Raw genomic sequence first — 14,117 nt, 5'->3', positions numbered from 1 at the left:
GGTGGGGACCATGACGGAACTGCCCGCCCGGCGTCTGCTCCTGGTGCACGCGCACCCGGACGACGAGTCGATCAACAACGGCGCGACCATGGCCCGCTACGCGGCCGAGGGGGCCCGGGTGACCCTGGTCACGTGCACCCTCGGCGAGCGCGGCGAGGTCATCCCGCCCGAGCTCGGGCACCTGGCCGGCGCGGCGCTCGGCGCCCACCGCCACCGGGAGCTCGCCGACGCCGCCCGCGAGCTGGGCGTCGACGACGTCCGCCTGCTCGGCGGCGCCGGCCGCTACCAGGACTCCGGGATGACGGGCCTCGCCGACAACGACGACCCGGGCTGCCTCTGGCAGGCCGACGTCGACGCGGCGGCCGCCCACCTGGTCGAGGTCGTCCGCGAGGTGCGCCCCCAGGTCCTCGTCACCTACGACGACCACGGCGGCTACGGCCACCCCGACCACATCCAGGCCCACCGCATCGCGATGCGCGCCGCCGACCTGGCCGCCGACCCGGCGTTCGGGCCCGGCCTGGGCGCTCCCTGGCGGATCGCCCGGGTCTACTGGAACCGCGTGCCGCGCGACGTCGCCGAGGCCGCCTTCGCCCTGCTGGAGGGCGAGCTGCCCGGCCTGCCCTTCGACAAGGCGGCCTCCGTCGGCGACGTGCCCGGCGTGGTGCCGGCCGAGCGCATCACCACCGCCGTCGACGGCACCGCGTACGCCGCCGCCAAGGCCGCCGCGATGCGTGCACACGCCACCCAGATCGAGGTCGCCGCCCCGTACTTCGCGCTCTCCAACCGGCTGGCGCAGCCGCTGTTCACCACCGAGTACTACGAGCTGGTGCGCGGGGAGGGCGCGGACGGGCACGGGAGCGACCTGTTCGCCGGCCTCGGGGAGGCGTCGTGAGCGGAGCGGACCGCGGACCCCTGGTGGCCCAGCCGCTGCGGCCGCCGTCACCCGGCCGCGCCGCCGCCTACCTGGGGCTCTTCGTGCTCGGCGCGGCGGTCGGACTGGCCGGCGCGCTGGTGCAGGCCGCCTGGTTCCCCGGCGGGCTGCTGCTCGCCCTCGCCGGTGCCGCCGGTCTCTTCCTCGGCGGAGCCCGGGCCGCCGGCGGCCGCGCCGGAGCCGCGGCGTCCGCCGTCGGCTGGATGGTCGCCGTCGTCCTGCTCACCGCCAGCCGCCCCGAGGGCGACTTCCTCTTCGCCGCGGGCGGCGGCTCGTACCTGTTCCTGCTGGGCGGCATGGCACTTGCTGTGATCTGCGCCACTCTGGGCCGGGGGCGCCCGACGGACGGCGGCGGCGCCCGACTTGGCAAGTGACGTACCACTTCTCACCACGGTGCCCGTGCGGGTCCGGTGTGGGTTTCCCCGGTGGTCGCGGGATACGGGCCAGAAGTGGCCAGTATGGTGGTGCGCGCCGCCGAGCCGCCCGCAGCTGAGGTCGCGCGGGGCGGTGGAGCCAACCGGGAGAACCTGCCTTGAGCCGTGAAACTGACACTCCGTCCTCCGGGCCCAACGGGCGCGGTGGCGCCGCGTACCCCTCGGGGACCCCGCCGTACGGCACGCCCGCCGTCTCCGACGGCGGCGCGGACGCGGGCCGTTCGGCCGCGCAGCCGGAGGAACGCAAGACCGAGACCACGCTGACCACCCGGATCCGGATCAACATCCCCGGGTCGCGGCCCATCCCGCCGGTCGTCGTGCGCAAGACCGTCGCGGAGCCGGAGGACGGGACGGGCGGCGCGCGCGAAACCGGCGCCGCCACCCCGTCCGGTCTCACCGTCCCGGCCGCCGCCCCGGTGGACGAGCCGCCCGCCGAACCGGACGCCCCGGCCGAGGACAAGCCGACCAGCGACTGGTTCGCGCCCCGCAAGTCCGGGCCCGCCAAGGCCGCTCCGGGCGGCGGCTCCACCAACGGCGCCGGTCTGCCCGGCGCTTCGGGCGCTCCCGCGTCCGGATCCTCGCCGGCCGGCTCCGGCTCCGGCATCCCCGGACCGAGCGCTCCGGGCGGCCGCCCGGGCGGTGTGGTCGGTTCGATGAACGCGCCGGGCGGTGCCCGGCCCGGCGGTGCGAACGGCGCCCGCCCCGGGTCCACCACCGGCGCCGGTCTGCCCGGTGCCACCGGCGGCCCCGTCGCCCCGGGCCACGGCGGCGGCACGGGCTCCTTCGACATGACCGAGGCGCTGTCCTCCGGCCCGCTGGGCGGCGGCTCCCGGTCCGGCGGCGAAGCGCGCCGCGACGACCTGCCGTACTTCGCGGAGAACGAACGCGGCGACGGCACGGCCGGCCGGGCCCGCCCGAACGGCCCGTCCCGCCCCGGTGGCGCGTCCCCCTTCGGCAGCCAGGACGGCCCCGCCGGCTTCGGCGGGCAGGGCCCGTCCGGACCGACCGGCGGTCCGGTCACCGGCACCGGCCCGATGGCCCCGCCCCCCGGCGGCGGCCGCACGGCCGGCACCGGCGGCACTCCCGGGCACCCGGGCGCCGGGATGAGCGACGACACCGCGATCCTCACCCCGCAGAAGCCCGCCCCCGAGGGCACCCCGGGCTACGGCCCCCGCCCGGACAACGTCTCCGGGCACACCGTGACCAGCGGGATCCCCGTGGTGCCGGGTGGCGCCGGCACGCCGTTCGCCCCCGGCACCGAGGGCGCCGCCGGGCAGAAGCCCCCGAAGCGGTCCGGGCCGAGCGCCTCGGCGCCCAGGAAGAAGGGCCGCGGCAAGCTGCCCCTGATCGGCGGCGCCGTGGTCGTCCTCGCCGGCCTCGCCTACGGCGCCGGGCTGCTGATGAACCACTCCGACGTGCCCAAGGGCACCACCGTGCTCGGCGTGGACATCGGCGGCGGCACCCGCGACGACGCCGTGAAGAAGCTCGACGACGCCTTCGGCAAGCGGGTGAACGACCCGCTGAAGCTGTCCGTCGAGGGCCGGACCGTCACCCTGCGGCCGGACCGGGCCGGTCTCCAGTTCGACACCCAGGCCACGGCCAGCGCGGCCGCGCAGAGCGACTACAACCCCGTCTCCGTGATCGGGTCGCTGTTCGGCAACCAGCGCGCGGTCGAGCCGGTCATGCCGGTCGACGAGGAGAAGCTCCAGGCCGCCCTGCAGAGCGTGTCCGGCGGCGCCGGGTCCTCCGTCGAGGGCACCGTCAAGTTCGAGCCCGGCCGGGCCGTCCCGGTCTACGGCAAGGCGGGCAAGGGCATCGACGCCGCCGCCTCCGTCCGCGCGGTCGAGCAGGCGTACCGGACCGAGGTGGAGACGGGCGCCCCCGGTGCCGTGTCGCTGCCCACCACGACCCGGCAGCCGACGGTCCCGAACGCCGAGGTCGACCGGATGATGAAGGTCTTCGCGCAGCCCGCGATGTCCGGGAAGGTCATGGTGAAGTCCGCCGACGGCCTGCACACGGTCGCCTTCAGCCCGCAGAAGTCGCTGTGGAAGTTCCTCGGCGTCAAGGCGGTCGACGGCAAGCTCGTCGAGTACTACGACACGAACGCGCTGAAGCAGCTGTACGGCAGCACCTTCGACGGCGTGCTGATCACCCGGGGCACCGGCGCGAAGACCGCCGTCACCCCCCAGGACGTCATCGGCGCCCTGCGCCCGGCCCTGCTGAGCTCGACCAACCGGGTCGGCGTCATCGGCGCCAACCCGAACTAGGGCCTGCCGGGGCGCCGGCCCCCACCGCCTGCGAGGGCACCCCGGTCCGCCGAGGACCGGGGTGCCCTCGCGTCGTACCCGCCCCGTGCGCATGACATTTGTCATCCGGCGGTCAGGACCGCCGACACTGCCGCCCGTCCGCCCGCCGCGGCCACCATGGACGGCATGACGACGACAGCTCAGACCGCCGCCGCGACCACGGTGGTGGGGTTCGACCAGGTGACCAAGACCTACGGGGCCGTACGGGCCGTGGACGGGCTGACGCTCACCCTGCACCCCGGGGAGACCGTGGCGCTGCTCGGCCCGAACGGCGCCGGCAAGTCCACCGCCCTCGACCTGCTGCTCGGCCTCAAGCAGGCCGACAGCGGCACCGTCAGCGTCTTCGGCACCGGTCCCCGCGAGGCGATCGTCACCGGGCGGGTGGGGGCCATGCTGCAGAGCGGGGGCCTGATGGAGGACGTCACCGTCGCCGAGCTGGTGCGGCTCGCCTGCGCCCTGCACCCCAGGCGCTACCCGGCCGGCGACGTGATGGCCCGCGCCGGCATCTCCGAGATCGCCGACCGCAAGGTCAACAAGCTCTCCGGCGGCCAGGCCCAGCGCGTCCGCTTCGCCCTGGCCACCGCCGGCGACAGCGACCTGATCGTCCTGGACGAGCCGACCACCGGCATGGACGTGTCCGCCCGCCAGGCCTTCTGGGCCACCATGCGCGAACAGGCCGACCAGGGCCGCACGGTGCTCTTCGCCACGCACTACCTGGAGGAGGCCGACGCCATCGCCGACCGCGTCCTGGTGCTGCACCGGGGGCGGCTGCTGGCCGACGGCACCGCCGCCGAGATCAAGGCGAAGGCCGGCGCCCGCCGTGTCTCCTTCGACCTCCAGGGCCCGATCGACGAGCCGGCACTGCGCGCGCTGCCCTTCCTGACCTCGATCGACGTGTCCGGCCAGACCGTCCGCATCCAGTCCGCCGACGCCGACGCGACCGTCCACGCCCTGTACGGACTCGGCGTCCGCCCCCACAACCTCGAAGTCGCCGGGCTCGGTCTCGAGCAGGCTTTCGTCGCCATCACCGAGGCCGAGGAGGCCAAGCAGTCGTGAACAGCCTGATCAAGCTGGAACTCGCCCGCGCCCTGCGCAACCGCAAGTTCCTCTTCTTCTCGGTGCTCTATCCCGCGATCCTGTTCCTGATCATCGCGGGCAAGGCCGACAGCGTCACCAAGGTCGACGGCAGCGGCCTGACCGTCCCGACGTACATGATGGTCTCCATGGCCTCCTTCGGCGCCCTGACCGCCGTGCTCATGGGCAACAGCGAGCGCATCGCCAAGGAGCGGGAGAGCGGCTGGGTGCGCCAGCTCCGGCTGACCTCGCTGCCCGGCCGCGGATACGTGCTCGCCAAGACCGCCAGCGCGGCCGTGGTCAGCCTGCCGTCCATCGTGGTCGTCTTCGCCGTCGCCGCGGTCGTCAAGGACGTCCGCCTGGACCCCTGGCAGTGGCTCGCGCTGACCGGCGCCATCTGGGCCGGCAGCCTCGTCTTCGCCGCGCTCGGGGTCGCCCTCGGCTACCTCGCCACCGGCGACGCGGTCCGCCCGATCACCATGATCGTCTACTTCGGCCTGTCGATCCTCGGCGGCCTGTGGATGCCGTCCACGACCTTCCCGCAGTGGCTCCAGGACGTCGCCAGGTGGCTGCCCACCCACGCGTACGCTGCACTGGGGCAGGCCATCGAGCAGAGCCAGGCCCCGCACACCAAGGACATCGCCCTGCTCGTCGCCTTCTTCGTCCTGTTCGCGGGCGGCGCGGCGTGGCTGTACCGGAAGGACACGCTGAAGGCGTGAGCACCGTGACCGAGGACCGCCAGGACGACGTCAAGCGCCTGCTCGGCATGGGCCGGCCGCCCGGCGACCGCCGGGAGCTGATGCGCAAGCTCGTCTGGATCGGCGTGTGGCTGGTGTTCCTGAGCTCCCCGATCGAGGACCTGGTCGCCGGCCGCCACACCCCCCGGGGCACCGCGGCCGGCTGGCTGGGCCTGGTGGCCTTCGTCGGCGTCTACCTGTCGCTGCTCTTCAGGAACATGGGCCGGCCCTACCCGCGGCGGCTGGTGGCCGGGCTGATCGCCGCGATGGCCGCGCTGGCCTCCGTGCTGTGCCTCACGCTCGGCGCGGCCTGGCTCGGCCTCTTCTGCTACGTCTCCGTCGCCTGCGGGGCGGCCCTCCCGGTCCGGGCCGCGTACTGGGGGGTGCCGGCGACGGGCGTCCTGATGCTGCTCGTCGGCCTGCGCACCGACATGGAGGAGGCGCGGAACCTGATCCTGCTGGTGCTGCTGATCGGCTTCGCCATGATCGGCGTGGGCCAGCTGATCCGCACCACCATCGAGCTGCGCCAGGCCCGCGCCACCGTCGCGCAGCTCGCCGCCAACGAGGAGCGCCTCCGCCTCGCCCGCGACCTGCACGACCTGCTCGGCCACTCCCTCTCCCTGATCACGCTGAAGAGCGAGCTGGCCGGCCGGATGCTGCCCGACCACCCCGACAAGGCCGGCCGGCAGGTCGCCGACATCGAGCAGGTCAGCCGCCAGGCCCTGATCGACGTCCGGGAGGCCGTCACCGGCTACCGGCGCCCCCGGCTGTCCGCCGAACTGGCCGGGGCACGGGTGGCGCTGACCGCCGCCGGGGTCGACGCCGTCCTGCCGGAGGGGCCGGACCTCGCGGGCGTCCCCGAGGAGAAGGAGTCCGCGCTCGCCTGGGCGCTGCGGGAGGCGGTCACCAACGTCGTCCGGCACAGCGGCGCCCGTCGGTGCGTGGTGGAGGTGGTGCGCCGCCAGACGCTGGACGGCCCGCGCCTCGAACTGTCCGTGACGGACGACGGGTCGGGCGGTTCGGGCAACGGCCCCGGCAACGGCCTGGCCGGCCTGGGCGAACGCCTGCAGAAGGCCGGCGGGACGCTGGAGGCGGGCCGGGTCCGGCACGGCTTCCGGCTCGTCGCCCGCGTACCCGCGGCGGAGGCCGCGGACGTAGGATCCCCCGCATGAGCAGCACGATCAAGGTCCTCCTCGCCGAGGACCAGTCGATGGTCCGCGAGGCCCTGGCCGCCCTGCTCGGCCTGGAGGACGACATCGAGGTCGTGGCCCAGGTGGCGCGCGGCGACGAGGTCCTCGCGGCGGTCCGCGCGCACGACGTCGACGTGGCCCTGCTGGACATCGAGATGCCCGGCTGCACGGGCATCGAGGCGGCCGCCCGGGTCCACCGGGAGCTGCCCTCCGTCAAGCTGGTCGTGCTCACCACCTTCGGCCGCCCCGGCTATCTGCGCAGCGCCATGGAGGCCGGGGCGGACGCCTTCCTGGTGAAGGACGCCCCGGCCGCCCAACTGGCCGAAGCGGTGCGGAAGGTGCTGGCCGGCGAGCGGGTGATCGACCCCACCCTCGCCGCCGCGGCGCTGGCCGAGGGCGCCAACCCGCTCACCGACCGGGAGCGCGAGGTGCTGCGCGCGGCCGCCGACGGCTCCACCAACGCCGAACTGGCCGCCGCCCTGCACCTGTCCCAGGGCACGGTCCGCAACTACCTCTCCACCGCCATCCAGAAGCTCGCCGTCCGCAACCGCGCGGAGGCGGTGCGCATCGCACGGGAGAAGGGCTGGCTGTAGCGGCCCGAACCGCTTCCGGGGATAGGTCAGTTGAGGCGGGAGCGCGCCGCCTGCGCCTGCCCCCGCATCCGCTCCGCCGCCTCCGGGTCCACCGCGGCCACCACCTCGGCGTACGCCTCCAGCTCCGTGGCCCCGCCCGTGAAGTTGCCCCGCTGCACCAGCACCTGCGCCCGCTCGTAGCGCAGCCGAGCCGGGTGCGAGGGCAGCAGCAGCGACAGCTCCACCGCCCACAGCGCCACCTCCGAGTGCTCCGGCCGTGCGGCGGCCCAGGCCCGGATGTTGTTCAGGATCCGCAGCACCAGGTCCAGCGGGGCCGCGGGCACCAGCATCGCCCGGTCCAGCGGCGCCCCCGTCGCCCCGGTCACCAGGAGTTCCGCGTCCGCCCCGGTGAGCACCCGCCCGCCGTCGAAGGGATCGGCGAGCACCTGCTCAGGCTCCGGACCGAAGCCGACCACGAAGTGCCCGGGCAGGGCGACTCCGTACACCGGGGCCCCCGCCCGGCGGGCGACCTCCATCCACACCACCGACAGCAGGATGGGCAGCCCGCGCCGCCGCCGCAGCACCGCGTGCAGCAGCGACGACTCCAGCCGCTGGTAGTCGGCGACGGAGCCGTGGAAGCCGTGGCGGCCGCCGAGCAGCTCGCACAGGGCCAGCGCCCAGGCCCGCGGCCCGCCGGGCCGGTACGGCAGCAGCCCCGCGAGCCGGTCCAGCTCCATCTGGGCCGCGTCCAGGCCCGCCTCGTCCAGCGCCCCGTCCGCCGCCGCGCCCACCAGCAGGCAGAGCAGCGACAGGTCGGGCCGCTCGGACCGCGCCTCCTCGGCGAACCTGCGCCGCACCTCGGCGGAGCGCTCGGGAGAGGGAGGGCTGGGGGGACTGGGGGGACGCATGGCCGGCTCGCGCCCCCTCACGACGGTTCCGCGGCCGCCGCCCCGGCCGGGGCCGGCGCGCGGTAGTGGTGGTAGGCGTGGTGGGCGGTGAAGCCCATCCCGGTGTACAGCGCCTGCGCGGCGGCGTTGCCGGACTCGACCTGGAGCAGGGCGGCCGACGCCCCCTCGTCCAGGGCCTGCCGGGCCAGTGCGGCCATCACCGCGGAGGCCAGCCCCTGCCGGCGGCGCGCCGGGTCCACCTCGACGGCGGCGAAGGACGCCCACCGGCCGTCGACCACGCACCGCCCGATCGCGGCGGGCGCCTCGCCGGGCGCGCCGGGCACGCTCGCGAACCACACCGAGGGTCCGCGGCCCAGCACCTTCAGGGCCACCTCGCTCACCCCCTTGCGCCGGTGGTAGCGCGCAAGCCACGTCGCGTCGGCCGTGCGGGACAGCACGACCCCGGAGTCCCCGGCCCGGTCGGCGACCGGTGCCAGTGCCCCGATCCACAGTTCGGCGGTCACCTCGCGCACCCACCCGCGCCGCTCCAGCTCGGCGCACAGCAGCTCGTGCGTGCCGTCGGCGCCGGTCGCGGTCTGGAGGTACGCGGGAAGCCCGCGTACGTCATACCAGCGTCGTACGGCGGCGAGTGCCGCGTCGAGCGGAACGCCCGGGTCGCCGAGCGGCAGCACCGCATTGGCGCGCCGGGTGAAGCCCGTCCCGTCCTCCGCCGCCGCCCGCAGCTCCCAGCCCCCGAGCCGCTCGGTCTCCAGCGGCGGCCAGGCCCGGGCGGCGGCCCGCGCCAGCTCCTCGAAGGACGCCGCCGGGCCCCGGCGCCGGGCCGGGGCGGGCGGCACCACCTTCCCGGCCACCAGGGACGTGTCCGGTATCCGGACGGCCTCGCCGTCCCTGCGTGTGATCACGAGCACACCGTCGTCCCATGATGTGAGAACACCGATCGTGTCGGTGAACCGCGCACCCGGCGCACCAGGTTCGCCCGAGCGACGTACGGAGACCCGTCTTCCCACGTCAGTAGGGGTGATACGGACCTCGAGTCGTCCGGTCGCCGAGATTTCCACGGGTCGGTTCACCCCTCCTGTTCGGATCATGCCCAAGAACGGAGATACTAGGGGCGGGCATCGACGACGCCGCGCTCCCGCGCGCCAGGCGGCGGAGCCTGTGGAGGCCCGCCAGCGCCCTATCGAGGAGGAACGACAGCGTGACCTACGTCATCGCGCAGCCTTGTGTCGACGTCAAGGACAAGGCGTGCATCGAGGAGTGCCCGGTCGACTGCATCTACGAGGGCCAGCGGTCCTTGTACATCCACCCGGACGAATGCGTCGACTGCGGAGCCTGTGAGCCGGTCTGCCCGGTCGAGGCGATCTTCTACGAGGACGACACTCCGGAGGAGTGGAAGGACTACTACAAGGCCAACGTCGAGTTCTTCGACGAGCTCGGCTCTCCCGGCGGCGCCAGCAAGCTGGGGCTGATCGAGCGCGACCACCCCGTCGTCGCCGCGCTGCCGCCGCAGGGCGAGTAGCCCTCAGCGGCCCGCACACCGCGCCGCCTCGGTCCCGTGCGGCCCGATCCGCCCCGCGCGGTCGGACCGCCGCACGGGACCGAGGCGTTTGCCGTCACCGAAAGTGAGCCAGATTCCGTGTCCGCAGCCCCCGACCCCGCTCCCGCCGCCCGCCGGCCCCTCGCCGACCGGCTGCCGACGTTTCCCTGGGACAAGCTGGAGCCGTACAAGAAGACGGCCGCGGCCCATCCGGACGGCATCGTCGACCTCTCGGTCGGCACGCCGGTGGACCCGGTCCCCGAGCTGATCCAGAAGGCGCTGGTCGCCGCGGCCGACTCGCCGGGCTACCCGACGGTCTGGGGCACCCCCGAGCTGCGCGACGCGATCACCGGATGGGTGGAGCGCCGTCTCGGCGCCCGGGGGGTCACCCACCGCCATGTGCTGCCGATCGTCGGCTCCAAGGAACTGGTGGCCTGGCTCCCCACCCAGCTGGGCCTCGGTCCCGGCGACCGGGTGGCCCTGCCGCGGCTGGCCTACCCCACCTACGAGGTCGGCGCCCGCCTGGCCGGCGCGGACCACGAGGTCTACGACGACCCGACCCGGCTCGACCCCGCGGGCCTGCGGCTGCTGTGGCTGAACTCCCCGTCCAACCCGACCGGCAAGGTGCTGTCCAAGGAGGAGCTCACCCGGATCGTGGCGTGGGCCCGTGAGCACGGCGTGCTGCTCTTCTCCGACGAGTGCTACCTGGAGCTGGGCTGGGAGGCGGACCCGGTCTCGGTCCTGCACCCCGACGTGAACGGCGGCTCCTACGAGGGCATCGTCGCCGTCCACTCCCTCTCCAAGCGCTCCAACCTGGCCGGCTACCGTGCCGCCTTCCTGGCCGGTGACCCGGACGTCCTGCGCCCGCTGCTGGAGATCCGCAAGCACGGCGGCATGATGACCTCCGCGCCCACCCAGGCGGCGGTCGTGGCGGCCCTCGGCGACGACACCCACGTCCGCGAGCAGCGCGAGCGGTACGCGGCCCGGCGCACGGTGCTGCGCGAGGCGCTGCTGGCCCACGGGTTCCGCATCGAGCACAGCGAGGCGAGCCTGTACCTGTGGGCGACCCGGGACGAGCCGTGCTGGGACACCGTGGCCCACCTCGCCGGACGCGGCATCCTGGTCGCCCCCGGCGACTTCTACGGCCCGGACGGCGACCGGTTCGTCCGGGTGGCCCTGACGGCCACGGACGAGCGGGTCCGGGCGGCGGTCCGGCGTCTGGCCGAGTAGCCTCCCGCCGCCACGGCCGGCACCATGCCGGAGGGGCCCAGGACGTGACACACGTCCTGGGCCCCTCCGGCATGGTGCGGCGGGCTCAGCCGCCCAGCGGCAGGCCCTGCGTCGGCAGCCCCTGGGTGGGCAGGCCCTGCGTCGGCAGGCCGTGCGTGGGCAGGCCGCCCTTGGCCACCGAGCCGGTCGGCAGTCCGCCCTTCGTCGCGGTCCTCGCCGTGTCGCCGAGGAGGCCGCCGGCCGCCCCGGCCGCGCCGCCGGCGGCCTTCTGCGCCACCGGGGCGGCCTGCTTCACGGCCTTGCCGCCGGTCCGCCCGGCCGCCGGAACCGCCTGCTCGACCGCCTTGCCGCCGGTCTCGCCCACCATCCCGGTGACGTGCTGCGCGGCGCCGTCGGCGGTGCTGCCGGCGTTCGCCCCGTCCAGGGCGGTCAGCCCGCCGAGGTCCGGCGTGGCCGGCAGGCCGGCGGGGGCCGCACTCGCGGAGCCGGCCGCACCGACTCCGGCGGCCGCTCCCGCAGCGACGAGCAGCGCGGCACGGGCGATCCGGCGGGTCAGGGGGAGGGACATGATGCTCCTTCGACGAGAGAACGGTGAACTGTCCTGGTGGGCCCGGAAGTTCCCCGGACTCGCCTCGGACGCAGTGACTACCGCTCGAAGTCCGCGAAGGTTGCGGCGCGCCGATGCAAAGAGTTGGCAATGCGTCGCATTATCGGCTGCGGATAAAAACGGGCAAAGGGTGTCCGGTGCGAAAGTCTGCGGAATCCTTACGGCCCTGTGTTTCCAAGGGGATCGCACCCCGAGCGGGTGAGCGCGCGAAAACCTGCCCGCGCCACCGCCGCGGGGCACCCGGCGTAACCCCGGAGAGTGAAGATCCGCACTACTGCGCAGTGAGGATCCGGACCGCGCCCGCGTCCTGCTCGGCGCCGGCGGCTCCCTGCGCGGGCAGCGGACGCCACTGCCCGTCGGTGGTCCCGGCGGTCCACACCCGCCCGGCGAACGCGATCCGCTGGATGTGCAGCGCGGAGGCGTTGGCCACCGCCCAGTGCGCCAGCTGCCAGCCGCGCTCCCGCGCGCTGTGCCCCCGGGCCGAGCCGCCGTCGGTGGCGGACACGGGCAGCGTCACCGCCCGGTCGCCGACGTCCGGCGTGCCGCTCGGTCGGGGCGCCGGCGACGCGTCGCCGCCCACCTCCGCGCCGGCCTCCTGCACCACGTCCCGCCCGAAGTCGCGCATCAGCGCGGCCCGGACCGCGTCCGGTCCCGCAGCCCGGGTGGCACCCGGCCGCCCGGTGCAGGTCAGCGTGGCCGCGGCCCGTCCGGTCAGCGCCGCGGCGAGCAGGGTGGCGTCCGGCTCGTGCTTGGCGTACGCCTGCGGGAAGCCGCTGCGCTGCACCCGCTGCGCGGCCACGGTCAGCGGCAGCCGGGTGTAGCCGGGCACCTTGGACAGGTGCTCGTAGAAGACCCCGGCCGCGTACGTCGGGTCCATGATCTCCCGCGACGAGCCCCAGCCCTGCGACGGACGCTGCTGGAACAGGCCGAGCGAGTCCCGGTCGCCGTGCTGGATGTTGCGCAGCCCCGACTCCTGCAGCGCGGTCGCCAGCGCGATGGTCACGGCCCGCTCCGGCATCCCGCGCCCGGTGCCGACGGCGGAGATCGTCGCCGCGTTCACCGCCTGCTCCGGGGAGAGCTCGTACGCCGCGCCGTCGCCCTTGCCGGAGACGACCTTGCAGCCCGGGGCGCCGGTGCCGCCCGTGAGGTACTGCACCGAGAGGTAGCCCGCGAGCGCGAGCAGGACCACGACGGCCGCCCCGATCCGGACGAGGCGGCCGCGGCGCTGGGAGGTGGGGGACGGCTCTGGCACGCCTACAAGGTACTGGAGGCCGCCGGGGCGGCTGATTCCGGTGGGGCCGCAATGCGCGGCGGTGTCCCCGGCGTTCGGCGGGTTAGGGTCGAAGCCATGGCCGACACCACGCTTGACCTCACGCTGGACGCCGCGCGGCTGACCGCGCAACTCGTCGACTTCCCCTCGGAGAGCGGCACGGAGAAGCCGCTGGCCGACGCGGTCGAGGCCGCGCTGCGCGCCCTGCCGCACCTCACGGTCGACCGCCTCGGCAACAACGTCGTCGCCCGCACGGACCTCGGCCGTCCCGAGCGGGTGATCCTCGCGGGCCACATCGACACCGTGCCCATCGCGGACAACGTGCCCTCGCGGCTGGACGAGGACGGCGTGCTCTGGGGCTGCGGCACCTGCGACATGAAGTCCGGCGTGGCGGTGCAGCTGCGCATCGCGGCCACCGTCCCGGCCCCCAACCGCGACCTGACCTTCGTCTTCTACGACAACGAGGAGGTCGCCGCCGAGCTGAACGGCCTGAGGCACGTCGCGGCGGCCCACCCCGCATGGCTCCGGGGCGACTTCGCCGTCCTGCTGGAGCCCTCCGACGGCCAGGTCGAGGGCGGCTGCCAGGGCACCCTGCGGGTCCTGCTGAGGACCCGGGGCGAGCGGGCCCACTCGGCGCGCGGCTGGATGGGGTCCAACGCGATCCACGCCGCCGCGCCGATCCTGCGGCGGCTGGCGGAGTACACGCCGCGGTACCCCGTGATCGACGGCCTGGAGTACCGCGAGGGCCTCAACGCGGTCGGCGTGTCCGGGGGGGTCGCCGGCAACGTGATCCCCGACGAGTGCGTGGTCACCGTCAACTTCCGCTACGCCCCCGACCGCACGGAGGAGGAGGCCGTCGCGCACGTCCGCGAGGTGTTCGCCGACTGCGGGGTGGCGGAGTTCGTGGTGGACGACCACAGCCCCGGCGCGCTCCCCGGACTCGGCCACCCGGCCGCCGCGGCGTTCATCGAGGCGGTCGGCGGCACCCCGCAGCCCAAGTACGGCTGGACGGACGTCTCCCGGTTCTCCGCGCTGGGCGTCCCCGCGGTGAACTACGGCCCCGGCAACCCGCACTTGGCGCACAAGCGGGACGAGCGGGTGGAGACGGCGAAGATCCTGGCCGGCGAGGAGCGCCTGCGGGCCTGGCTGACCGCCTGATCCTGCCGCCTGCCACCTGCGGCCAGTCACCGTGCGCCCGGCACGTCGTCCCGCCTGCCTCCCGCCTTCCGTCCGGCGGACACGCCGAGATCCCCCGCGTGTAACCCGGGTGGATCTACGCTGAGGTGGAAACACCGTCCCGGGCTCCCGGCGCCCCGTGACC

The 14,117-nt window shown here is 75.0% G+C and carries 14 protein-coding genes; 10 read left to right on the top strand and 4 right to left on the bottom strand.

The window, feature by feature from the left end; all coding sequences use genetic code 11:
• The first annotated feature begins 10 nt into the window (after nucleotides 1-10).
• From mshB to P3H78_RS05355, 7 genes are all read left to right on the top strand, one after another.
• Nucleotides 11-892 carry an N-acetyl-1-D-myo-inositol-2-amino-2-deoxy-alpha-D-glucopyranoside deacetylase gene (mshB, locus tag P3H78_RS05385; RefSeq protein ID WP_276107603.1) on the top strand — a complete coding sequence of 294 codons (882 nt, stop codon included), beginning with the start codon at nucleotides 11-13 and terminating at the stop codon, nucleotides 890-892.
• Complete coding sequence (locus P3H78_RS05380; RefSeq protein ID WP_276107602.1) at nucleotides 889-1,305, top strand: DUF6113 family protein; 417 nt, start codon at nucleotides 889-891, stop codon at nucleotides 1,303-1,305. Before mshB ends, P3H78_RS05380 begins: the two co-directional genes overlap by 4 nt.
• A 158-nt stretch (nucleotides 1,306-1,463) precedes the next feature.
• On the top strand, nucleotides 1,464-3,632 hold the full coding sequence (locus P3H78_RS05375; protein ID WP_276107601.1) for a hypothetical protein: 2,169 nt from the start codon (nucleotides 1,464-1,466) through the stop codon (nucleotides 3,630-3,632).
• 165 nt (nucleotides 3,633-3,797) lie between these two features.
• On the top strand, nucleotides 3,798-4,727 hold the full coding sequence (locus tag P3H78_RS05370) for an ABC transporter ATP-binding protein (RefSeq protein ID WP_276107600.1): 930 nt from the start codon (nucleotides 3,798-3,800) through the stop codon (nucleotides 4,725-4,727).
• A complete protein-coding gene (locus tag P3H78_RS05365; protein WP_276107599.1) occupies nucleotides 4,724-5,464 on the top strand; it encodes an ABC transporter permease in 741 nt (246 codons plus the stop codon). The genes P3H78_RS05370 and P3H78_RS05365 overlap by 4 nt, the downstream gene beginning before the upstream one ends.
• Nucleotides 5,461-6,654, top strand: coding sequence for a sensor histidine kinase (locus tag P3H78_RS05360; RefSeq protein ID WP_438827906.1), 1,194 nt, complete (start codon nucleotides 5,461-5,463; stop codon nucleotides 6,652-6,654). The genes P3H78_RS05365 and P3H78_RS05360 overlap by 4 nt, the downstream gene beginning before the upstream one ends.
• Entirely contained in the window at nucleotides 6,651-7,265 is a 615-nt protein-coding gene (locus tag P3H78_RS05355; RefSeq protein ID WP_276107598.1) for a response regulator transcription factor, read from the top strand. Before P3H78_RS05360 ends, P3H78_RS05355 begins: the two co-directional genes overlap by 4 nt.
• Nucleotides 7,266-7,291: 26 nt before the next feature.
• On the opposite strand, the gene P3H78_RS05350 is transcribed toward P3H78_RS05355, so the two are convergent.
• Both P3H78_RS05350 and P3H78_RS05345 read right to left on the bottom strand, forming a co-directional pair.
• The gene (locus P3H78_RS05350; protein WP_276107597.1) at nucleotides 7,292-8,152 is read right to left on the bottom strand and encodes a transglutaminase family protein; all 861 of its coding nucleotides are present in this window, start codon (nucleotides 8,150-8,152) and stop codon (nucleotides 7,292-7,294) included.
• A gap of 17 nt (nucleotides 8,153-8,169) precedes the next feature.
• A complete protein-coding gene (locus P3H78_RS05345; RefSeq protein WP_276107852.1) occupies nucleotides 8,170-9,210 on the bottom strand; it encodes a GNAT family N-acetyltransferase in 1,041 nt (346 codons plus the stop codon).
• A 140-nt stretch (nucleotides 9,211-9,350) separates the two neighbouring features.
• Between P3H78_RS05345 and fdxA the strand changes: the two genes are divergently transcribed.
• Both fdxA and P3H78_RS05335 read left to right on the top strand, forming a co-directional pair.
• Nucleotides 9,351-9,671, top strand: a complete 321-nt coding sequence (fdxA, locus tag P3H78_RS05340; protein ID WP_276107596.1) for a ferredoxin — start codon at nucleotides 9,351-9,353, stop codon at nucleotides 9,669-9,671.
• Between the two features lie 117 nt (nucleotides 9,672-9,788).
• Nucleotides 9,789-10,919 (top strand): bifunctional succinyldiaminopimelate transaminase/glutamate-prephenate aminotransferase, encoded by a 1,131-nt coding sequence (locus P3H78_RS05335; RefSeq protein WP_276107595.1) that lies wholly within the window; start codon nucleotides 9,789-9,791, stop codon nucleotides 10,917-10,919.
• 85 nt (nucleotides 10,920-11,004) lie between these two features.
• Here P3H78_RS05335 and P3H78_RS05330 read toward each other — a convergent pair whose 3' ends face one another.
• Together P3H78_RS05330 and P3H78_RS05325 are read right to left on the bottom strand one after the other, a co-directional pair.
• Nucleotides 11,005-11,487 carry an ATP-binding protein gene (locus P3H78_RS05330; protein ID WP_276107594.1) on the bottom strand — a complete coding sequence of 161 codons (483 nt, stop codon included), beginning with the start codon at nucleotides 11,485-11,487 and terminating at the stop codon, nucleotides 11,005-11,007.
• A 310-nt stretch (nucleotides 11,488-11,797) separates the two neighbouring features.
• Nucleotides 11,798-12,778 carry a VldE C-terminal domain-containing protein gene (locus P3H78_RS05325; protein WP_276107593.1) on the bottom strand — a complete coding sequence of 327 codons (981 nt, stop codon included), beginning with the start codon at nucleotides 12,776-12,778 and terminating at the stop codon, nucleotides 11,798-11,800.
• A gap of 96 nt (nucleotides 12,779-12,874) precedes the next feature.
• Between P3H78_RS05325 and dapE the strand changes: the two genes are divergently transcribed.
• Nucleotides 12,875-13,954 carry a succinyl-diaminopimelate desuccinylase gene (dapE, locus tag P3H78_RS05320; RefSeq protein WP_276107592.1) on the top strand — a complete coding sequence of 360 codons (1,080 nt, stop codon included), beginning with the start codon at nucleotides 12,875-12,877 and terminating at the stop codon, nucleotides 13,952-13,954.
• The last annotated feature ends 163 nt before the right edge of the window (nucleotides 13,955-14,117 follow it).

Source organism: Streptomyces tropicalis, assembly GCF_029269835.1.
Lineage (GTDB): Bacteria > Actinomycetota > Actinomycetes > Streptomycetales > Streptomycetaceae > Streptomyces > Streptomyces tropicalis.
Note: the sequence above shows the minus strand (reverse complement) of the source record. Positions and strands in the feature narration are given on the sequence as shown.